19 protein-coding genes are annotated in these 21,087 nt (G+C 47.0%); all 19 read left to right on the forward strand.

Going from position 1 to position 21,087, the window contains the following annotated elements:
• The first annotated feature begins 35 nt into the window (after positions 1–35).
• The 19 genes from I8J30_RS15335 (at position 36) to I8J30_RS15425 (ending at position 21,053) form a co-directional block, all read left to right on the forward strand.
• On the forward strand, positions 36–410 hold the full coding sequence (locus tag I8J30_RS15335) for a DUF3169 family protein (protein ID WP_210659073.1): 375 nt from the start codon (positions 36–38) through the stop codon (positions 408–410).
• A gap of 61 nt (positions 411–471) precedes the next feature.
• Complete coding sequence (locus I8J30_RS15340; protein WP_210659075.1) at positions 472–933, forward strand: small multi-drug export protein; 462 nt, start codon at positions 472–474, stop codon at positions 931–933.
• 595 nt (positions 934–1,528) lie between these two features.
• A complete protein-coding gene (locus I8J30_RS15345) occupies positions 1,529–3,007 on the forward strand; it encodes an Lsa family ABC-F type ribosomal protection protein (protein ID WP_210659077.1) in 1,479 nt (492 codons plus the stop codon).
• Between the two features lie 535 nt (positions 3,008–3,542).
• Positions 3,543–4,079, forward strand: coding sequence for a hypothetical protein (locus tag I8J30_RS15350; protein ID WP_210659079.1), 537 nt, complete (start codon positions 3,543–3,545; stop codon positions 4,077–4,079).
• Positions 4,080–4,380: 301 nt separating this feature from the next.
• Positions 4,381–5,298, forward strand: a complete 918-nt coding sequence (locus tag I8J30_RS15355) for a tyrosine-type recombinase/integrase (RefSeq protein WP_210659081.1) — start codon at positions 4,381–4,383, stop codon at positions 5,296–5,298.
• Positions 5,299–5,487: 189 nt separating this feature from the next.
• On the forward strand, positions 5,488–6,600 hold the full coding sequence (gene hppD / locus I8J30_RS15360; RefSeq protein ID WP_210659083.1) for a 4-hydroxyphenylpyruvate dioxygenase: 1,113 nt from the start codon (positions 5,488–5,490) through the stop codon (positions 6,598–6,600).
• 31 nt (positions 6,601–6,631) lie between these two features.
• Positions 6,632–7,240: a flavin reductase family protein gene (locus I8J30_RS15365; protein ID WP_210659085.1), complete on the forward strand. Its 609-nt coding sequence runs from the start codon at positions 6,632–6,634 to the stop codon at positions 7,238–7,240.
• 29 nt (positions 7,241–7,269) lie between these two features.
• Positions 7,270–8,436 (forward strand): homogentisate 1,2-dioxygenase, encoded by a 1,167-nt coding sequence (locus tag I8J30_RS15370; RefSeq protein ID WP_210659087.1) that lies wholly within the window; start codon positions 7,270–7,272, stop codon positions 8,434–8,436.
• Positions 8,437–8,466: 30 nt separating this feature from the next.
• Positions 8,467–10,437, forward strand: a complete 1,971-nt coding sequence (locus I8J30_RS15375; RefSeq protein ID WP_210659089.1) for an AMP-binding protein — start codon at positions 8,467–8,469, stop codon at positions 10,435–10,437.
• A 13-nt stretch (positions 10,438–10,450) separates the two neighbouring features.
• Entirely contained in the window at positions 10,451–11,725 is a 1,275-nt protein-coding gene (gene fahA / locus I8J30_RS15380) for a fumarylacetoacetase (RefSeq protein ID WP_210659090.1), read from the forward strand.
• A gap of 30 nt (positions 11,726–11,755) precedes the next feature.
• Positions 11,756–13,489: an aromatic amino acid hydroxylase gene (locus I8J30_RS15385; protein ID WP_210659092.1), complete on the forward strand. Its 1,734-nt coding sequence runs from the start codon at positions 11,756–11,758 to the stop codon at positions 13,487–13,489.
• Positions 13,490–13,729: 240 nt separating this feature from the next.
• Complete coding sequence (locus I8J30_RS15390; RefSeq protein WP_240548088.1) at positions 13,730–14,506, forward strand: L,D-transpeptidase family protein; 777 nt, start codon at positions 13,730–13,732, stop codon at positions 14,504–14,506.
• 137 nt (positions 14,507–14,643) lie between these two features.
• Entirely contained in the window at positions 14,644–14,913 is a 270-nt protein-coding gene (locus I8J30_RS15395; protein ID WP_210659102.1) for a hypothetical protein, read from the forward strand.
• Positions 14,914–14,937: 24 nt separating this feature from the next.
• A complete protein-coding gene (gene yidC, locus I8J30_RS15400; protein WP_210659104.1) occupies positions 14,938–15,660 on the forward strand; it encodes a membrane protein insertase YidC in 723 nt (240 codons plus the stop codon).
• A 406-nt stretch (positions 15,661–16,066) separates the two neighbouring features.
• Positions 16,067–17,026, forward strand: coding sequence for a peptide-methionine (S)-S-oxide reductase MsrA (gene msrA, locus I8J30_RS15405; protein WP_210659106.1), 960 nt, complete (start codon positions 16,067–16,069; stop codon positions 17,024–17,026).
• 63 nt (positions 17,027–17,089) lie between these two features.
• Positions 17,090–18,562: a spore germination protein gene (locus I8J30_RS15410; protein ID WP_210659108.1), complete on the forward strand. Its 1,473-nt coding sequence runs from the start codon at positions 17,090–17,092 to the stop codon at positions 18,560–18,562.
• On the forward strand, positions 18,549–19,706 hold the full coding sequence (locus tag I8J30_RS15415) for a Ger(x)C family spore germination protein (RefSeq protein ID WP_210659110.1): 1,158 nt from the start codon (positions 18,549–18,551) through the stop codon (positions 19,704–19,706). The genes I8J30_RS15410 and I8J30_RS15415 overlap by 14 nt, the downstream gene beginning before the upstream one ends.
• 1 nt (position 19,707) lies before the next feature.
• Positions 19,708–19,953 carry a hypothetical protein gene (locus I8J30_RS15420; RefSeq protein ID WP_210659112.1) on the forward strand — a complete coding sequence of 82 codons (246 nt, stop codon included), beginning with the start codon at positions 19,708–19,710 and terminating at the stop codon, positions 19,951–19,953.
• A 2-nt stretch (positions 19,954–19,955) separates the two neighbouring features.
• Positions 19,956–21,053, forward strand: coding sequence for a GerAB/ArcD/ProY family transporter (locus I8J30_RS15425; protein WP_210659114.1), 1,098 nt, complete (start codon positions 19,956–19,958; stop codon positions 21,051–21,053).
• Positions 21,054–21,087 lie beyond the last annotated feature (34 nt).

A 21,087-nucleotide genomic window follows, 5' to 3' on the forward strand; every position in this document is an offset into this window, starting at 1 on the left:
GACCGACAGCACGTGAGCGTGCGGTTGGCTTCCTTATGAAGATCAGCGCCTTCAATTATATTTCAGCTTCTTTGTGGTTCGCGCTTTGCATGGCTTACTTCGCGAGCAGGGAAGCTCAAGACAAGGATCAAATAGTCTTTCTGAGCGTAAACCTGTTTAGTGCTGTTGTATTTATCGTCATAGCGGTTCTTTTGCAGTCCATCATCCTTCGTCATTATAACAAACTGTATCCGGATCGTTCGATTTCGATGCGTTCAAGAAACACGCAACGCGAGTTGTTTGATAAACTGGATGAAGCCGAACGATTCACCGTCTATCGGTCTGCCTACAGCTCCTTCAAGGCTGACAATGTGATGATTTATTGCTGCATCCTGTTCTTTATTCCGGTATTTAACAATTTCCGCTTGTAGATTAAAATGACTGTATAGGTACGAGTTTGATCAAAGCTCGAAATCACATGGGGGTTATCGAATGCTTGAGGAATATCTGAAAGAATGGTCTTACCTGGCGGTATTCATCTTGTCGGCGCTGCCCTGGGTAGAGTCTGCGGCGATTGTCGTGCTGGCTATAGCGCTTGGTTTAAATCCGATTTGGTCCACTATTCTTGCTTTTACAGGGAACTGGATAACCGTAGCCCTGTTGATCTCCCTCTTCCATAGATGGCAGGAATGGAGAAACAAAAAACAACCTGCAGAGGTAAGGCAACAGCAGGAGAGCAAGAAGAGCAGACAGGCTCATAAAGTATTCGTTAAGTATGGATTGCCCGGCCTTGCCGTAATCGGTCCGCTATTGATCGGGACGGAAGTCGCAGTCGTGTTCGCCATGATTTTCAAAGCTCCGCGTAAAAACGTTCTCTTCTGGATGACGACGAGCCTTGCCTTCTGGACTGTTCTATTCGCGGCAGCTGCCTATTACGGTTTTAGTATTATCTAATATTGACTTGAACATAATTGCGTTATCGCCAGAAAACCTGAAATTATCATCGATGCCAAGAAACGGCGGCTATTCATAGGGCGGCCGTTTTCAAGATTGAAAAGCGAAAAAAATTATGATAAGATGAATTCTAATTTAACGATTGGAGGTGAAAAGGATTATGTAATATTTCTTGCTTATGTCGTAAAGAATAATTCAGCAGGTCTGGTTTATTCTTTATAAGCAAGGAAGTTACGTATTCTTTTCACTCAATCCAAATATTCATTCCGGCCCTCTTTGGGGTTGGATTTGTCATATTTGTTTGAGCCACAAGAAGGTAACTTTCTTGTGGCTTTTTATTATTAATTGGAGAAATGCTATTGTTGCGCAGGACACCGCGTTTTTGAAGGGCATTTTAACAAATAACGCAAGAAACAACAGGATCGAAAAGTGTATAAAAGGAGAGGTAACATGAGCACAGACACGGTCATTACACATGATTTACTCCGTATAAGTCGTTAATATCCATTGAACTTATGCGGAGCGACTAAGAAGAGATGGGTATGAACCGACTTTTTATAAAAAGTAAATGTGTTATAAAAAGGAGGAACTTACCATGTCCATGATTCACGTTCAAAACCTGACATTTTCATATCCAAGCAGCTTTGATAATATTTTTGAAGATGTCAGCTTTCAAATCGATACGGATTGGAAGCTGGGCTTTATTGGCCGTAACGGCCGAGGCAAGACAACTTTTTTCAATTTGTTATTAGGAAAATATGAATACAATGGAACCATTATTTCTTCCGTTGAATTTAATTATTTTCCATATCCTGTATCGGATAAAAGCAGATACACGCATGAAATATTAGAAGAGATATGTCCTCGGGCAGAGGATTGGGAGTTGCTTCGGGAAATATCTTATTTAGATGTCGATGCCGAAGCGATGTACAGACCCTTCGAAACTTTATCGAACGGGGAACAAACGAAGGTTTTGCTGGCTGCGCTTTTTTTGAATGAAGGGCAGTTTTTATTAATTGACGAACCAACCAATCACCTGGACAGTCACGCACGAAAGATGGTTTCGAATTATTTGAAAAAGAAAAAAGGATTCATTCTCATTTCACATGATAGAAACTTTTTGGATGGCTGTGTTGACCACATCTTGTCGATAAACAGAGCCGATATAGAAGTTCAAAGTGGCAACTATTCTTCTTGGAAGCTGAACTTCGATAGACAGCAGGAACATGAAGAAAAAACAAACGAGCGTTTACGAAAAGACATCGGAAGGCTGCAACAATCTTCAAAACGTTCTGCCAATTGGTCGAATCAAGTAGAGGCTTCCAAAAATGGCACGACGAATTCCGGTTCTAAATTGGACAAGGGGTACGTAGGACATAAAGCTGCAAAAATGATGAAACGTGCAAAGAACCTGGAAACAAGGCAGAATAAAGCGATTGAAGAAAAGTCAACACTGCTTAAAAATGCGGAAAAAACGGAGTTATTACAATTAGCGCCTCTAGAATACAAATCGAAAGAACTGATTCAGTTAACGGACGTGGCTGTTCGGTATGATAATGATTTGGTGAATACGCCAATAAGTTTTACCGTTAAGGCTGGGGACCGGGTATTGCTTGATGGACGGAATGGGAGTGGAAAAAGCAGTATTTTAAAACTAATTTTAGGGTATCCACTCCACTATACAGGTACTTTGAACGTTAGTTCTGGCCTTGTCGTATCTTATGTACAGCAAGATACCTCTCATTTAAAGGGAAAGTTATCAGACTTTATTGAAGAAAATCAGATTGATGAACCGATCTTTAAATCCATTTTACGCAAGTTGGATTTTGACCGTATCCAGTTTGAAAAGGATATCTCCCACTACTCCGGCGGACAAAAGAAAAAGTTGCTTATCGCTAAAAGTCTATGTGAAAAAGCTCATTTATATATTTGGGATGAACCACTAAACTTTATTGATGTTTATTCGCGAATGCAAATCGAAGAGCTTATAAAAAGCTTTAATCCAACCATGATTTTTGTTGAGCATGACCAGACATTCCAAGAAGAAGTTGCAACGAAAAGAGTTGCCTTATAGTTCTGCTTTGCTTCGTCAAAGTAAAGCCTATAAGATCTCAAAATTATATTGTCGGATAAACACTATCTCATTAAAGGCCGCGAAAATCGCGGCTTTTTCACATTTATAAGATCAAGTTCTTGTCAAAACCAAATGACAAGGACTGAAGGACACTCAGCCGGAAATGGCCGACTACGATTCATTGAGGCCCCCTCAGACAAAGTTCGCAATGCACTCATGCCCTGTCTCGCTTGGTAAAATCTTTCGTTACCTACTTGTAACTGTTTCGTTACCGTTCTGTTATTCCTTTCGAGGCTAGTCTGGGTATTATGAGGTTGTAAGCCAACCGTCGCTTATCTCCAATAAAATAAGAGGTGAAATTCTATGTGTTGAACAAATCGAAACAATCGTATAAATTAGCCGCCAAGCTAGTCTTAACCGGCTTAATCGTTTTTGAGTTCAAGTATCCAAAAAATATAATTTTAAGTATCCAGATTTAACCCTATAGCGACACAGAGGCCTTATAAAACGAAAAGCTTTTGAGGAGGAAATGAACATGAAAAAGAAAAACAAGGGAATCGCAGCGCTGCTGCTGCTGGTGGCTATTGTCGCCGTATCCGTACCGGCTATAGTGTCCGCAAACAGAGCGAATCATGCTGAACAGGTAGTACCAATCGTTGCACAAGCGAATCAAGTTCAGGAATCCGCCGTCTATGAGAATACCCAATATGGCTTCCGTTTCACGCTGCCGGACAGTTGGAAAGGGTACACGATCGTAACGGACAAATGGACAGGTCAGGATGCGACAGACGGTAAGGCCGTAGAAAGCGGCGCGTCCATCGGCATCCGCCATCCCGAATGGACAGCTGACAAGCCAAGACAGGACATCCCTATTTATGTCTTTACGATCGATCAATGGAACGCGCTTCAGCAGGAGAAATTTTTCATCGGCGCAGCGCCCGTGGGACCAAGCGAACTAACTCGCAATGACAAATACGTGTTCGCACTTCCGGCCCGATATAACTTTGCCTACCTTGATGGCTACCAAGAAGTGGAAGACATCTTGAAGGACAATCCCATTCAACCGTTGTAATCGAATATAAAGAAAGAAGGAATCCGCTGTTTCAGCGGATTCTTCTTTCTTTTACATCACTTTATTGGAGCGCAGGACCCAAAGCATTGCGCCGGAAGAACAGCACGATGAGATAAGCACGGCAAGCGCAACGAACAAGCCGTTTGAGGCTTGCAGGTTGAATTTTCGGGCAGCAGTGAGACAAATTCATGCATGTTGGCCCAAAAGCATGCTATAATAAGTGCGCAAAACACATATTTTGCGCACTTTCGTCTCAGATCGACAAAAGTCATCGGAGTCAGCCTACGATAGAGGTGAATGCATGCCCCGAAACCATGAAACGGATGAACAATACGAGGAAGAGCTGCGTGCTTTTCATATATGGATGAAGCAAGCGGGTTATACGTTAACAACGCAAAGAGAATATAAGAGAGAAGCGCATTCCTATCTCCAATCGCTAGATGGACTCTCCGCCCAGAAAGCCGGAAAGATGGATGTGATCGGTTATTTGGTTTCCAAGCAAGATTCTACCGGCGATCGCACGAGGAACCGAACGCTTTCGGCGATTCGTTCCTTCTATGTAGCCTTGATAGATTTCGAGATGGCAACGAGGAACCCGGCAATGGAAGTGAAGAAATCCAAGACAGAGAAGAACAAGAAACCGATCTACTTGGAGGAAGAGGAGCTTGTCCAAAGTCTGGCTTTTGTCGATGGCAGGTACCGCGATCGGAATCTAGCGATTTTCTTGTTGATGAGCTATTGTGGCCTAAGGGTTGGAGAAGTGCATCGGTTAAATCTCAAAGACTTTAAGAAAGCGAAGGGAACGATCGAAGTATTCGGTAAAGGGAGAAAATGGAACGAGATCCCCGTACCCGAAATGCTGAGCTCCATTCTGGATAAAGTAGAGCAGGAGAGAATTTCCCCTTATCGGGAGAAAGAAGAAGCTTTCTTCGTGTCCCAGAAGGGGAAGAGATTGTCCATTCGGCAGATTCAGAAGATCGCAGAGCAGACCTTCAAGGCCTTCAAAGCGGACAAACCCGGGCTGACCGATATGAAGTTGTCTTGTCATAAATTGCGACATACTTTCGCGACGATGCTGCTTCGTAATGGTGTTGATATTCGGGTTGTAAAGGAACTGCTCGGCCATTCCTCGATTGAAACGACGATGATTTATACGCATGTCAATGACGATCAGAAGAAACAAGCCATGTCGACCATTAATATTCCGGTTTTGATCTAATTCCATATCCTACTGCGTTCAAGAGCTGCCATGAAGCGGCTCTTTTTCATTTACTTCCAAATTGTTTAGGATAGTTCATCCTTAAGCTGAATAAATATTAGCATAGCTGCTTCGACAACGTCCGCAGGTGCTGAATAAGATAACGGCAAGAGGAAACGGCATGCGCCGTGAGAAAAAGGGTGAGACATCATGAAAAAACAACGACGGATCAATACGCAATCATCGGATTTGTTCCCGGTCAGAGGTATCGACTTTCTCGAAATTTATGTCGGCAACGCAAAACAAGCCGCGCATTATCTTAGCAAAGGGTTCGGTTTCAAGGTGGTGGCTTACGCAGGATTAGAAACAGGGGAAGCCAATAAGGTCTCGTATCTGCTGGAGCAGAATCAAGCGCGTTTTGTACTCAGTGGATCGTTGACGCCGGAGCATCCCATTGCAGAGTTTGTCAAAAAGCACGGAGATGGCGTGAAAGACATCGCGATGCGTATCGATGATGTAGAGAAAGCTTACCATGACGCTGTTGCGAGAGGCGGCATCCCCATTCTGGAGCCGCGGGAACTTATGGATTCGAATGGAACCGTGACGATGGCAGCCATTGGAACGTATGGGGAAACCATCCACACATTAATTAATCGCAGCAATTATAAAGGCGTGTTTTTACCTCATTACGAGCCCTGTGACTTGAACATCCCGCATCAATCGACCGGATTAATCGGGATTGATCATGTTGTCGGCAATGTGGAGCAAATGGAGGAATGGGTGTCGTATTACGAGAAGGTCATGGGCTTTAAGCAAATGATTCATTTCGATGATAAGGACATCTCTACCGAATATTCGGCGCTCATGTCGAAGGTTATGTTTGGCGGCGGACGGATTAAGTTTCCGATTAACGAACCCGCGACCGGTAAACGTAAATCCCAGATCCAAGAATTTCTCGATTATTATCATGGTGCCGGCGTCCAGCATATCGCGATTTTGTCGAATGACATCATTGCAACGGTAACGGCATTGCGAGATAACGGCATCGAGTTTCTAAGCACACCGGACAGCTATTATGAAATGTTGACAGAGCGAGTAGGTACGATCGATGAAGAGATTGCAAAGCTCCAAGAGTTGAACATTCTTGTCGACCGTGACGATGAAGGTTATTTGCTGCAAATTTTCACGAAACCGATTGTGGATCGTCCCACATTATTTATCGAAATCATTCAGCGAAAAGGCGCCGTTGGATTCGGAGAAGGCAACTTTAAAGCCTTGTTCGAGTCGATCGAACGGGAGCAAGCGCGAAGAGGGAATTTATAAGAAATTACGACAATCGGAAGGAGTGGGTGCGATGAAAGTAGATCCTGCCACGCTGCCGTGGAGGGACGCCTATAAGCTGCTGATCGGCTCCGTTCTGCCGCGTCCTATTGCTTTTGTCTCCACTGTCGATCTTCAAGGCCATAGTAATTTAGCTCCGTTCAGCTTCTTCTCCGGCATCTGCGCGAAGCCGATGATGGTTTGTTTTGCGCCGATGATAAGAGGCTCGGACGGGAAGAAGAAGGATACGCTGGCCAATATAGAGGCGACCAAGCAGTTTGTTATCAATATTGTAGGAGAGAGAATCGCCGCACAAATGAATGACTGCGCGATCGAATTCCCACCCGAGGTGGATGAATTCACTTATACGGGACTGACGAAAGCACCGAGCCACAGCGTTCTGCCGCCGCGAGTACAAGAAAGCGATGTGCAGCTTGAATGTACGTTACATCAAATTGTAACTCTCGGCGAGCTGCCCGGCGCCGGCAGTCTCGTGATCGGCCGGGTCGTTTGCGTTCATGTGCGGGATGAACTATTCGAAGGCGGCAAAATCAACAGCGAATTGTTAAGACCGATCGGCAGAATGGCAGGGCAAACCTACACGAGGGCGGTTTCCGACACATTTGATCTGGAAAGGAAGTAGCAGCCCGAAGCTGAAGGGGGAGTACGAATATGGCGTTCTATCATCGGATGGGGGAGATTCCGCCGAAGCGACATACGCAATTTCGTCAGCCTGACGGTAGTCTGTACCGTGAACAAGTGATGGGAACCAAAGGGTTCTCGGGCATCCAATCGATTCTCTATCATCACCATCCGCCGACCGAGATCACGAAAGCATCCTTGCTGTCAGCGAGCAGACCGCAATTTGAGACGCAAGGCGCGCTTCGTCACCGCCATTTTCGCACCAATCGATTGATCTTGAAAGGAGATGCCATCTACGGCAGGCAATATATGTTCGGCAACGACGATATCTTAATCGCTGTCGCGCATCCTACTGAAGCGATGGACTTCTTCTATCGCAATGGGGATGGCGATGAATTGATATTCGTCCATAAAGGATTCGGCAAAGTGGAAACGATGTTCGGCACTTTGCGCTATCGGCCCGGGGACTACATTGTAATTCCGATTGGAACCATCTACAGAGTCGTACCGGATTCCGGCAAAACGAAGCTTCTCATCGTGGAAACGAACAGCTGGATAACGACACCGAAACGATACCGCAATGAGCAAGGTCAGCTGCTGGAGCACAGCCCGTACTGCGAACGGGATATACGGCTCCCCGAGCAATTGGAAACGTTTACGGAGAGAGGCGAATTTGAAGTTCGTACTCGCAAAGGCGGTTATCTGCATGCGCATATTTTCGCCCATCATCCCCTGGATGTTGTCGGCTGGGACGGCTATCTCTATCCGTGGATTTTGAATATACGTGATTTTGAACCGATTACGGGACGGATCCATATGCCTCCTCCGATTCATCAAACATTCGAAGGCAATCAGTTCGTCATTTGCTCGTTCTGCCCGAGGCTTTATGACTATCATCCCGATTCGATTCCTGCGCCATATTATCACAGCAATGTCGATAGCGATGAGGTGCTTTATTATGTGAAAGGTAATTTTGGCAGCCGCAAAGGGATTGAAGAAGGTTCGATGACGCTGCATCCGTCGGGCATCCCTCACGGGCCGCATCCCGGCAAAGTAGAAGAGAGTATTGGCAAGAAGGAAACCAATGAGCTGGCGGTTATGATCGATACGTTTCGTCCCCTGCAAGTCGTCGAGCATCTGCAGTCGGCAGAGGATATGAATTACGTATACAGCTGGGTAGTCCGACCGGACACCTAGTCCGGCCGGATACTGAAGGAGATGCTGCCTATGCGGCAACAACCGGCGTGGTTCCCCAAGCAGTCGGAGCTGGAACAAACACGTCTATATCAGTTCATGCTCAAGTATGGATTTACCGATTATGAGGCTTTCTATCGCAAATCGATTGAGGACATCAGTTGGTTCTGGCATGCGGTCGCGCAAGATATGGGGATCGAATGGGCAAGTCCTTACGAGCAGGTTGTTGATCTTACAGCGGGCATTCAATGGCCATCCTGGTTTAAGCTGGGTCAGTTGAACATCGCATCAAATGCAGTCGACAAATGGTTAATGGACCCCGCCGCAGCCGGCAGGAACGCAATCATCTGGGAAGGCGAGGATCATCAAACCCGGACCTTCACCTATATCGAGCTTAATGAGCAGGTGAATCGAGCAGCGCATGGATTAAGGCGGCAATTGGGTATAAGTCCGGGTCAACGTGTTGCACTTTATATGCCTATGATTCCGGAAACCGTGATAGCAATGCTTGCCGTAGCCAAACTAGGCGCTGTGGCTGTACCTATCTATTCGGGTTATAGCGCTGAAGCAGCTGCTAAACGAATGGAAGGAGCCGGATGTACAGTTCTGATCACTGCTGACGGCTATTATCGGCGCGGCAAACCGATTCCCATGAAGGAAGAGGCTGACAAAGCAGCCGATGCAGCGGTTCCTATTGTTTTAACGGTCGTTGTTCGGCGGTTGGGCAATCCGATCACTTGGCGGCAAGGACGTGATGTCGACTGGTTGGAGCTCAGGGACGGTGAAAATGGTGAAGCTTCAAAACCATTTCCAGCTGTGCCGATGAACAGCAACGATCCGTTGATGCTTCTCTACACCTCCGGAACTACCGGATTACCTAAAGGAATTGTTCATACGCACAGCGGATTTCCGATCAAAGCCGGATTCGATGCCGGTTACGTGATGGATTTTCAGCAAGGCGACACGATGCTATGGATCACGGATATGGGCTGGATGATGGGACCCTTCATGGTGTATGGCACCTTGTTAAGCGGCGGTACGATGGTGTTGTACGAAGGGGCACCCGATTATCCCGGTCCGAGTCGTATATTTAACCTCGTTAACAAGCATAAAGTGACCCATCTCGGCGTATCGCCAACGCTGATTCGCAGCTTGATGAAACATGGCGATGCGTGTTATAGGGAAAGCGATCTGACATCGCTAAAGGTAATCGGTTCGTCAGGCGAACCTTGGAATCCCGAGCCGTGGCAATGGCTGTTCCATGAAGTCGGCCTAGACAGAATCCCCATTGTTAATTACTCGGGTGGCACCGAAATATCAGGAGGCATTCTGGGAAATGTGCTGCTGAAGGCAATCGCCCCGGCCAGCTTTAACACGGCGATTCCCGGCATGCATGCGGATGTATTTTCACAAGAAGGAAAGCCCGTTCGCGGTGAGGTCGGGGAACTGGTGCTCAGGAACGCTTGGGTCGGAATGGCAAGCGGTTTCTGGCAAGAACCGGAACGCTACGAGAAAACCTATTGGTCGCGATGGCCTGAAATATGGGTGCACGGTGATTGGGTCGAGCTGGACGAAGATGGATTCTGGACGATCACCGGACGTTCCGATGACACCTTGAATGTGGCTGGCAAGCGGCTTGGACCAACCGAAATCGAATCCATGCTTGTCGAGCATCCTCGCGTGGTGGAGGCCGCTGCGATTGGCGTACCGGACGATCTTAAAGGAGAAACCGCCGTTTGCTTCGTCGTACTGAATCATCCGTTAGTCCTTCCTGATGATAGGACTGCTTTGACGGCCGAACTATTGGAGTGGGTGACCAGCCAACTTGGCAAAACATTCAAACCGTCAGCGATTCACATCGTGGACGCATTACCTAAGACAAGAAATGCGAAGGTGATGCGCAGAGTCATCCGAGCTGCCTATTTAGCGATGGATCCGGGAGATCTATCGGCACTTGAAAACCCGGAATCATTAGAAGCGATAGCCAATCTCCGCGTGATATAAAGGAGCGCATTCTATGGCATGTTCGTTCATTAATGTGGATGAGGATTCGCATTTTCCGATACAAAATCTGCCCTATGGCGTATTTCGTCCACTGCGTCATCGTGGCTGTATGCCTCGAATCGGAGTAGCTATAGGGGACTACGTGCTGGATTTAGAGGTATTAGATAAAGCCGGCTGCTTCGACCATACGCGAGTATCCGGGAAAGGCGTATTCGCCCGGCCCTCGCTCAACGCGTTCATGGCGATGGGGCGTGATGTATGGCGCGAGGTTCGATCAACCATCTCAAGGTTACTCGATTCGAATGAGCCTGCGCTTCGAGATAACTTCCCGCTCCGATCGACGGCATTTTACCGTCAACGTGAAGTCGAGATGATGCTGCCTGCGGAAATCGGTGATTATACCGATTTCTACGCATCCAAGGCACACGCTGTTAATGTCGGTACTTTATTCCGAGGCAAAGAACAGGCTTTGATGCCGAATTGGCTTCACCTTCCCGTCGGTTATCATGGCCGGTCAAGCTCCATTGTAATCAGCGGAACGGATGTTCGCCGTCCCTGCGGACAGATTAAACCTCAGGACTCCGCTGTGCCAATATTCGGCCCGAGCAGCCAGCTGGATTTCGAACTGGAGATGGGCTGGTTAATTGGAACCGGCAATAAGCTTGGGGAGCCGATCCCAATCGGCGAAGCGGAACGGCATCTATTCGGTCTTGTGCTCGTCAATGATTGGAGCGCTCGGGACATTCAAGCTTGGGAGTACCAGCCGCTTGGCCCTTTCCTCGGTAAAAACTTCGCAACCTCCATTTCCCCCTGGGTTGTTCCAATAGAGGCAATTGCACCTTTTCGTATCCCGGCAGCTTCTAAACAAGAGCCCGACCCGCTTCCCTATCTGCAGCATAGAAAAATGACTTCCTTCGATATCCAATTAGAGGTGTACTGGCAACACGCATCAAATGATAGCCGGGAACGAATTTCCGCAAGCAATTACAGCAATCTGTATTGGACGATTGAGCAGCAGGTCGCACATCATACGGTCGGCGGATGTAATTTACGACCAGGGGATCTGCTCGCTTCCGGTACGATCAGCGGTCCTGCGAAGGAATCAAGAGGATGCATGCTGGAGCTTACTTGGCGGGGAACAGAACCTTTACACTTGAATAATAACCAAGAGAAACGCACATGGCTTGCCGATGGCGACCGGATTACGCTGACCGGCTGGTGCCAAGGCGATGGATATAAAATCGGCTTCGGAGAGGTAACAGGGATGGTATTGCCGGCAGCCAGATAGATCACGCGAACAGCAGAGGGAGTGGAAGACATGAGAATGATTCCGCCTCATTTGTCCCCCTATATATCCGAGCAAGATTACGATCAGTACACGCCGATTGATCACGCAGTATGGCGTTATGTGATGCGTCAGAATCATCATGCGTTACGAGATACTGCCCATGCGGCTTTCGTTAGCGGACTGCTGAAGTCCGGTATTCAGAAGGAGAGTATCCCCCGAGTATCCGAGATGAACGCATGCCTTGCCAAAATCGGATGGGGTGCGGTAATCGTCAATGGGCTCATTCCCGGTGCTGTGTTCTACGAGCTGCTCGCGAACGGAATATTGCCGATTGCAGCTGAAATTCGTAAATTATCGAACATCGAATACACCCCTGCTCCTGATATTATCCACGAAGCTGCCGGCCATGCACCGATCTTGTTTGATCCTGAATATAGGGCTTACGTGCAAACAATTGGGTCCATAGGTACGAAGGCTTTCTCCATGAAAGAAAGAGGGGAGGCTTTCGAGGCGCTGCGCTTATTAACGATCGTCATGGAAGATCCCAAATCAACAGCGGAAGAGAAAGCGGCTGCCCAGAAGCTGGTAGAGGAGAAACAACAGGCGATTACGGAATTAACGGAAGCTGAGAAAGTGTCTCGACTCTTCTGGGCAACCGTCGAATACGGTCTGATCGGGGAGCTGGATGATCCGAAAATCTACGGTGCCGGTCTGCTGTCATCCGTAGGAGAGAGCAAACATTGCTTCACGGATGCGGTAATGAAGCTGCCATACTCCGTTGAGGCTTGTGTCGCGAGCCCAAAGGTCGTAACGGAGATGCAATCCCGCCTCTTCGTTTGCCATAGTTTCGAGGAATTATTAGAAGGCGTTGAAGCATTGGCGAACACAATGGCATTTCGAGTTGGTGGCACGGATAGCTTGGAGAAGGCGCTGCGTTCGCGTCATGTGGCGACGATTGCGTTCAACTCGGGCATTTGTGTTACGGGGATCATCCATAGCATCGAGAAAGACTCGAACGGCGAGGCCGTCTATGTGAACACGACAGGCGAAACGGCATTGTCCGTGAATCATCAGCAATTAAGCGGTCATGGCAAGCATTATCATGCGACAGGATATGGCACTCCCATTGGCAAGCTGCAAGGCGGGATTGCATTGGAAGACTGCGATGATCAAACGCTTACCGGGTTAGGCGTGCTTCAAGGAAATCAAACGGAGCTGGTTTTCGAAAGCGGCGTTCGTGTTTCCGGACGGATCCAGAGCATACTCAAAAACGATCAACAAGTCATGCTTCTATCCTTCGAGGACTGTTCGGTCACTTGGAACAGTAAAGTGCTCTTTAAGAAAGAATGGGGCACATACGATATGGCGGTAGGTTCGCGTATCATCTCCGCATATCCCGGTGCCGCTGACCCAGCAGCCTACTACAGCGCAACAGTACCTCTCTTACATGAAACCGTAGTAGAGCCGGGGCCCCCCGCACCACTTAACGAGCTTGAAACCCTCTATCAACAAGTAGCAGCAATAAGAGAGTCGGACAGCTTCACAGACCATTCCCTCCAAGCACTCACTGAGATCCACAACGAGCTCATCCAAACGTATCCGAACGACTGGTTATTGCGATTGGAAATGCTCGAATTGGCCGTCGCCAGCCAGGAATTGCAAGCACTGGAGCTCCCCCTGCAGCAAGAATTGAATGACCTTTGCAAAGTAGCTTCCATTCGTAATCTCATCCTCAATGGGTTAGCTATACTAAAGTTCCACTAAAGATTAGAAAAAAGCAGTGGTGCATAGGGAACCCCGTTCATACATTGATATGTATATCAATATTTGAATATGGAGCTAGTCCTCCTATTTATGTATTGAAAAAGTATACAAGTATGGAACGGGGGGTTATCTGTCTTGGGTCGGAATGGTTTGAGAATCGTTGTCCTCACTTTCATAGTTTCACTGCTGCTGAGTGTTTTCCCACTTGCCTCCGCAAGTGCTGAAGCAAGTAATAACCAATTGATTGTAATAAATAAAAGCACGAATAAATTAGCGTACTTCAATAACGGAGAGCTGATTAAAACCTTCTCCGTCGCGACTGGCAGAACAAGTACGTTAACACCGGAAGGAAGCTTCCCGATCGTTAACAAAATCAAAAACAGGCCTTATTACAAAGAAAAAATTCCCGGAGGCGACCCTCGGAATCCGCTTGGTGACCGTTGGTTAGGGCTGGAGGTGGACGGCACAGAAGGCACCACCTATGCGATACACGGCAATAATAACAGCAAATCGATTGGCAAATACGTCAGCGCAGGCTGCATTCGGATGAAGAATGATGAGATTCACTGGTTATTTCCGCAAATTGAAATCGGAACGCTCGTTGTTATAACCAGTTCGGAGCATACGTTAACCGAAATTGCTGAAGCTCATGGTTACCCGGTCATGAAGAATTATGAGGGGAAGCTGCTCGTTAACGGAGAACCGAAGGATTTAGAAAATGCTATGTTTATTGCCGATTCACGCGTATTTATTCCGATGAGGGAAGTGTTTGAGCTGTTGGGAGCGGAGGTAACCTGGGATGATGCAACGAAGACGGTGACGGCTGTCATCGGCGATCGAACGCTTACCCATACGATCCAATCGACAACCGTCGATGTGAACGGAGAGGCCTTAACCATAACCGCATCTAAACTGGTCGCGAATAAGGTGCTGCTGCCGCTGCGAAATATATCGGAGCTGATTGGTTATAACGTTGAATGGGACAGTACTACCAAAGAAATCCGAATTACCAAGTAATCCCGAGAACGTGCAATCCCTGATTCTACTTAGGGTTGCACGTTTTTCGATTTTCATCCGTCTCTCGACCGATTCCGTTTGGCGTCGAAATCGATTAGACTATACAAATACGAATGGAACGGAGAGGGGGGATATCATTGTTCGAGCCTTATGATGCGCTTCTATATGCGATGTCTATTTGTACACTGGTTTCATTGGCTTACTTATGTTTCGTTTGGATTCCGACAGCCGCTGATGATGCGAGGTGGACGAGAATCCGTGAAGCGGATATGCCGTTATCCTTGCTGAAGAAAACACCCGGTGTTATTCTAACGCGGCGACAGCGGTTAACACGGCATACGAAACGCAAAGAAGCGCCTGACGATGATTCTTCCCCGTGCACGACCCTGTTGATTGCTGCAGCATAACAACAACAGGGAGGATTGTTAATCATGTTAAATATGTACGCGCAAGTTAGCTTTTTTCATCAATACTTTGTTTCGCCGTTTTCTTGGATGATCGACCATTTTGCAGGATGGTTCGGAGGCAGCTTCGGACTTGCCGTAATCGCCATCACAGTCATCGTACGGCTGGCGTTAATGCCGTTCATGATTAATCAATATAAGCAGCAGCAGAAGATGAGACGCAAGATGACGGCCATGCAGCCTGAGCTCGATGCGATAAAACAGAAATACGTAAACAATACGGATGCCGATAAACAGCGTAAGCAAACGGAAGAAACGATGGCAGTCTACAGCAAGCACGGGTACAACCCTCTGAACATAGGCTGCCTTCCGATGCTGCTTCAAATTCCGATTCTGTCCGGCATGTATTATGCCATACGGTCTAACCCTGAGCTTGCCCATCATACGTTTCTATGGTTCCAGCTAGGGAAACCGGATCTTATCTTGCCGTTCTTGGCTGCCGGTGTGTACTTGGCCCAAGCTTTGATTGCCAAGAGCGCGGCACCTCAGATGAATGCAGCCAAAGGGATGGGCTGGATTGTATATCTTTCCCCGGTCATGATGGGGATATTCTCATTCTCCGCACCGGCTGCGATGCCGCTCTACTGGTGCATTGGAGGAATGATCATCATCCTGCAGACGTTGATTTCCAAGTGGATGTATCCACTGGAAGAAACTACTGCGTTCTCAGCTAAGACAGCCCAATCGTAATTCGACAATGAACCGAATGGATCGCCAAATCCATCGGTTCTTCTTTATTTAGTGGCATTAATTCATTTGATTTCAGCGTCGGAAAGAGAGATAATGGCCATGCTGTACCTAATATTTTTTCAAACTTAAAGGAGCAAATTATGACACCAATTCTTCTTATCCCCGTGGCTATTATGATTCCGGTCATCTTATTCATAATTTTCATTATTATTTACAACAAGCGGCAGAAGGATAATAAAGAAGAGTAGAAGTAAGTTTCTAAAAAAGGCGACAACGAAAACGACTGCTTCTCGGTATTCTGCCGGGAAGCAGTCGTTTTCGTTAGAGTTATGCAGCTGCTGGTGCATATCCTTCAGATGTTCGATAATAATGAAACAATCCTATGAATAGTGGTGGTGTTTACATAATGGAACATGCTCAACCGAATAAAGAGATCGCAACCTTTGCAGGCGGCTGCTTCTGGTGTATGGTTCAGCCGTTCGATACACTTCCGGGGATTGAATCTGTCATTTCCGGCTATACCGGCGGCCACACTGAAAATCCGACCTACCAAGAGGTCGGTACGGAAACGACAGGCCATGCAGAAGCCGTCCAAATTACATTTCAGCCGGAGTTGTTTCCCTACGAGCGGCTGCTGGACATCTATTGGCAGTTGATCGATCCAACGGATCGCGGCGGGCAATTCGGCGACCGCGGTTCGTCTTACCGAACCGCGATATTCGTACACAACGAGGAGCAGCGCAAGAAAGCGGAAGCCTCCAAGCAAGCGCTGCAGAAGAGCAAACGGTTCAAGAAGCCGATTGTGACCGAGATCGTGCCCGCAGCGCAATTCTTTCCTGCAGAGGACGAACATCAGGATTATTACAATACGCACCGCAGATCTTACAATATGTATCATGATTACAGTGGTCGTGTTGAATTCGCCGAACGAAGCTGGCACACGAAGAAAGATAAGGAGCGGCTGCGTCAGCAGTTAACGGAGCCGCAATACAGCGTTACGCAGAATGGGGAGACGGAGCCCGCCTTCCGGAACGAATTTTGGAATAACGAACGTGAGGGCTTATATGTTGACATCATTAACGGCGATCCTATGTTCAGCTCTAAGGACAAGTACGATGCGGGAACAGGGTGGCCGACGTTCTCGAAGCCGATTGAGGAAGGCTGGATCCGGAAAGAATCCGATCTAAGCAACGGTCAGGCGCGAACGGCGCTGCGCGGCCGAATATCCAAATCGCATCTGGGACACTTAGTCCAAGACGGCAGTAAACCTCCTCAATATCGAATCAATTCCGCTTCGTTACGTTTTATTCCGGCTGCTGAATTGGAGGAGGAAGGGTACGGCCGCTTTAAGCACCATTTTGCATAATTTTGGGTCTTCGGGCGAATACTTTCTTTGTTCCTATTCTATTGATGGCCCTGGAGAACAGAAATGATAATCGATCCTTCCGTTGCACGGAACATGAGCAATTTGGAGCAAATGTATGTGGATAACAACTACTTTCACTTCCAGCACTTCGATTCGAAACAAGGAAAACGACTGGCTTCCGTTGCTTATTTAAGTGTGATTGTCAACCAGCAAACCTTGAACAAGCAGTTCGTAAGAAAGATCAATGAGGATATTCAAGCCCAAGAGAACCCTACGGCCGAGACGATTCTCGGATCGATTCGCTCACTTGGTATCGACACCGAAATTAACGTTATGGACATGGCCGCCGAGATGATCTCGGATGCCGGAATTGTCATTTTCATCGAAGGGTTAACGGTGTGTTATGGGATTGGGATACCCGGGTATGAAACGCGGGCAGTTGACCAACCGACAACGGAAATCAATGTGCGGGGACCGCGCGAAGGATTCACAGAAGACTTGAAAGTCAATATGGGCTTGGTTTATCGCAGAATGAAGACCACCAAACTGAAATCCAAAATCTTTGTTCTCGGACGTGAAAGCCAAACGAAAGTCATGATCGTTTATCTCGATGATCAAGTGGATGCTTCCGTTCTTCGCGAGGTTGAAGAGAGAATAGAGTCCGTCAAGCTGAATATCGTTGTGGACAGTGCTCAAATTGAAGAATGGATTCAAGACAGTCCGTATTCTCCGTTTCCCCAGATCATGAATACGGAGAGGCCGGACCGTGTCGTCACCGCATTAAATCTTGGCAAGGTGATTATTTTCACGGACGGAAGCCCGAATGCGCTTATTGCTCCTTCCACCTTTACCGATTTTTTGCACCCCAGCGAGGATCTCTACGAAAAGTTTTATTTTGCCAATTTTCTACGCCTATTACGCATGCTTACATTGCTTATTTCGCTCTGCGGACCTTCCTTATACATAGCGCTAACGACCTTCCATCTTGAGATGATTCCGACTCCTCTAATGCTCACGTTCCTGTCCACCAAAGCAGGCATTCCGTTCCCGACTTTTCTGGAGGCGCTTATCATGGAGGTAGCTTTCGAGATTCTTAGAGAAGCAAGCATTAGGCTGCCTCGTACGGTTGGACAATCTGTAAGCATCGTAGGTGCGCTCATTATTGGAGAAGCAGCTGTTCAATCAGGCATTATCTCGAGACCGATGGTCATTGTCGTCGCGATGACTGGTATTGCTTCATTTACGATTCCGTCCTTCAATACGGCGATTACACTGCGTTTGCTGCGTTTTCCGCTGATATTCATTGCTGCCTGGACAGGTGTACTCGGCCTGGCTCTTGGGATGTTTGCAATTGTCCTGCATTTATGTTCGCTGCGCTCTTTCGGGAAATTGTATTTGCCTATGTTTAATTCACATCGCTGGAAGGACGTAACCGAGCATTATGTGCTGCTCCCGATTAAGCACCGAAGACAGTCCAAGAATGACACCTCATATGCATCCATGGAAGGGCAGGTTCGGGAACATGAGGATCATTAAGCTTCTCTTGCTGGGGTTCATTCCCTTGTTTCTTCTTGCGGGATGCTCTCCTGATGTAAGAGAAATAAACAGCATCGCGCTTGTTACGATTACAGGGGTTGATTACGATGAGCAATCCAAGAAATTCATTATTACGTTGTATTGCAATTACACCCCCTCGGCCAGCAAGGATATGCCGGAAAAGACGTTAGAGTGGATCGCAAGTTCATCCGGCGATTCGATTCTCGATGCGGCGCGGAATATAAGAAGCCGTGCCGGAAAACAATTGATCTGGCAGCACGACAAATTTTTCATCGTGGGGGAAAGCGCAGCGAGGCATAAGTTCTATGAAATTATCGATTATTTCAATCGGTCCCGCGAAATTCGGATGTCCGGTTATTTGGCGATCAGCAAAGGAAGAGCATCGGATATTCTTCATTTGAAGTCGGAATCCGGTGATCTGATCACGAATGAAATTGAGGGCAAGGTTAGGAACGAGCATCTGTGGGGCAAAAGCATCAACATTGAACTAAAGGACATCGTCAATTATTACACAGATCCGTATCGCGGCTTTGTTATTGGGAAATTGAATATTTCGAAGCCGATCAACAGTGATCGTGAGGTCATGATTCTGAGCGGAGGCTCCGTCTTCAATAAGGGGAAGCTCGTAGGTTGGATGAGTGCCGATGATGTGCTGAGCGTTCATATGCTTATGGGGAAGAAGAAATGGAGATACCTGGAATTCGTGCAATCTGTGCCATTTAAATCAGAGAAAGTTTCGCTGATGATGAAGATTATAAATAGTAAAACCCACTACAAGTCCATCAACGGAATGCCGGCATTAATAATTGACGTGAAATTAAAAGGTACATTAATCGATACGAGCGGTCCCATTCAATTAACGGCTAACCGTGCGCTGGAGCAGCTGGAAGATGCGGCAGAGAAGGCCGTTCAGCAGCAGCTTGCGGTAAGCTTAACTCACTTTCAGCGTGAAATGAAGGTTGACGTTCTTGGCTTCTCCGATTTCCTTAGGCAGTACCACCCGAAGGTATGGAAGAGAACGAGACAGAATTGGACGGAAGTGTATCCCACATTGCCCGTAACGATTACTGTCAGCGCCAGCATCCCGAATCTCGGCATGAGCCAAGTTCTAGGAGGAGCATGATATGCTGATCTTTACCATCTTCATGCTTTTCTTCGTTTACGCGATTGCGACATACGTAAAGCTTTGGAAGCAAAAGCAAAGAAAAGAAGCCATCGTGCTGTTGCTCTTTAGCCTGTTTATTGCCTGTTATTTCATTCCGGTGATTGAGGATTGGATGCCAACCTCGGAATCGCTTAATACGTTTTTGTATAAACCTATATCGGTGTATGTAAGAAACGCGTTGAATATTCAGTTGGGAGTCGATTGAACGTGAAGCAGGAAAAAATAACGAGTTTCCAGCTGGGATGCCTGTGTTTCGCGTTTATGTCGGGATTCTCGACTTTATATTTGCTCGAAGCGAAATGTCTTACCCAGGATGTATGGATTTCGAATATATTAGCTACGGTTGCCGTGATTCTGACGTTGGTTATAACCTCCCATATCCAAAAACAATTTCCTCTCCTCAACTTAAGCGATATTATCATCATCCTATTAGGGAAATGGGTTGGGAAGCTGCTTCTTACGATTTTTATGATCGACTTAGTCGGACTTGGCGTATTGTCGGTTCGATCCATAGCGCTGTTTTATACCAGTGCAATCCTGCCCAATACCTCGCCTAATTTGATTATGCTCATTGTATTTATCGTGACGATCTATGCCGTTTCGCTTGGTATCGGCACGATCGTCCGAAGCGTACTTGTCATTCTGCCGTTCTTCATCATCTCGATAATAGTGATCTGTATATTCATCTATCGGGATGTGGAATACAATCCTTTTCTTCCTCAGTTTCAACATCCGTTTAACATGTATGTATACGGCACCATGATTTCATTCGGATTTCCTTTTGGAAAATCAGGCGTGATGGCGTTTTTGTTTTCTGACGTGAAAAATCCGAAGAAGGTATTGTTAAGCTGCAGCGTAAGCGTCATGTTCTCTTGCCTATATCTGTTAACGTCAACGTTTCTTGCATTCGGCTGTTTAGGAATAGGGATGTTCCAGTCGTCATCGTTCCCCTTCTTCTCGTCGATTCAGCTAGTTAAATTCGGAGAATACATCGAACGGATTGAGATTCTGATCATCGGCATTTGGACCATATTCACGTTATTCGAGATCATCATTGTCCAATATGTATTTGTAAAATTATTAGGCAAAGTGTTTGAGCTCAAAAATACGAAACCCTTCATTGTACCGGTAGGAGCCTTATACCTCGCTATCGCAATCAAAAGCTTCCTGCTGCCGACGGATTTACTATCCTATGACGTCAATATTTTGCCATTTACGATTATCTTGCCTGTCGTCATTGTGCCTATCGTGCTCCTTATTTTAACGTGGCTGAAGGGACGAAGGTCAGGGGTAAGGCCTGTTTAACGGCGACAATCGATGCCAGCGAGAAGCAAAGATG

The sequence above is a fragment of the Paenibacillus lignilyticus genome (genome assembly GCF_017942085.1).
Taxonomy (GTDB): domain Bacteria; phylum Bacillota; class Bacilli; order Paenibacillales; family Paenibacillaceae; genus Paenibacillus_Z; species Paenibacillus_Z lignilyticus.

Bases quoted from the DNA above. Each gene is read 5' to 3' on its own strand.
- I8J30_RS15335 (WP_210659073.1), top strand. From the start codon at position 36: ATGAAGATCAGCGCCTTCAATTATATTTCAGCTTCTTTGTGGTTCGCG.
- I8J30_RS15340 (WP_210659075.1), top strand. From the start codon at position 472: ATGCTTGAGGAATATCTGAAAGAATGGTCTTACCTGGCGGTATTCATC.
- I8J30_RS15345 (WP_210659077.1), top strand. From the start codon at position 1,529: ATGTCCATGATTCACGTTCAAAACCTGACATTTTCATATCCAAGCAGC.
- I8J30_RS15350 (WP_210659079.1), top strand. From the start codon at position 3,543: ATGAAAAAGAAAAACAAGGGAATCGCAGCGCTGCTGCTGCTGGTGGCT.
- I8J30_RS15355 (WP_210659081.1), top strand. From the start codon at position 4,381: ATGCCCCGAAACCATGAAACGGATGAACAATACGAGGAAGAGCTGCGT.
- hppD (WP_210659083.1), top strand. From the start codon at position 5,488: ATGAAAAAACAACGACGGATCAATACGCAATCATCGGATTTGTTCCCG.
- I8J30_RS15365 (WP_210659085.1), top strand. From the start codon at position 6,632: ATGAAAGTAGATCCTGCCACGCTGCCGTGGAGGGACGCCTATAAGCTG.
- I8J30_RS15370 (WP_210659087.1), top strand. From the start codon at position 7,270: ATGGCGTTCTATCATCGGATGGGGGAGATTCCGCCGAAGCGACATACG.
- I8J30_RS15375 (WP_210659089.1), top strand. From the start codon at position 8,467: ATGCGGCAACAACCGGCGTGGTTCCCCAAGCAGTCGGAGCTGGAACAA.
- fahA (WP_210659090.1), top strand. From the start codon at position 10,451: ATGGCATGTTCGTTCATTAATGTGGATGAGGATTCGCATTTTCCGATA.
- I8J30_RS15385 (WP_210659092.1), top strand. From the start codon at position 11,756: ATGAGAATGATTCCGCCTCATTTGTCCCCCTATATATCCGAGCAAGAT.
- yidC (WP_210659104.1), top strand. From the start codon at position 14,938: ATGTTAAATATGTACGCGCAAGTTAGCTTTTTTCATCAATACTTTGTT.
- msrA (WP_210659106.1), top strand. From the start codon at position 16,067: ATGGAACATGCTCAACCGAATAAAGAGATCGCAACCTTTGCAGGCGGC.
- I8J30_RS15410 (WP_210659108.1), top strand. From the start codon at position 17,090: ATGATAATCGATCCTTCCGTTGCACGGAACATGAGCAATTTGGAGCAA.
- I8J30_RS15415 (WP_210659110.1), top strand. From the start codon at position 18,549: ATGAGGATCATTAAGCTTCTCTTGCTGGGGTTCATTCCCTTGTTTCTT.
- I8J30_RS15420 (WP_210659112.1), top strand. From the start codon at position 19,708: ATGCTGATCTTTACCATCTTCATGCTTTTCTTCGTTTACGCGATTGCG.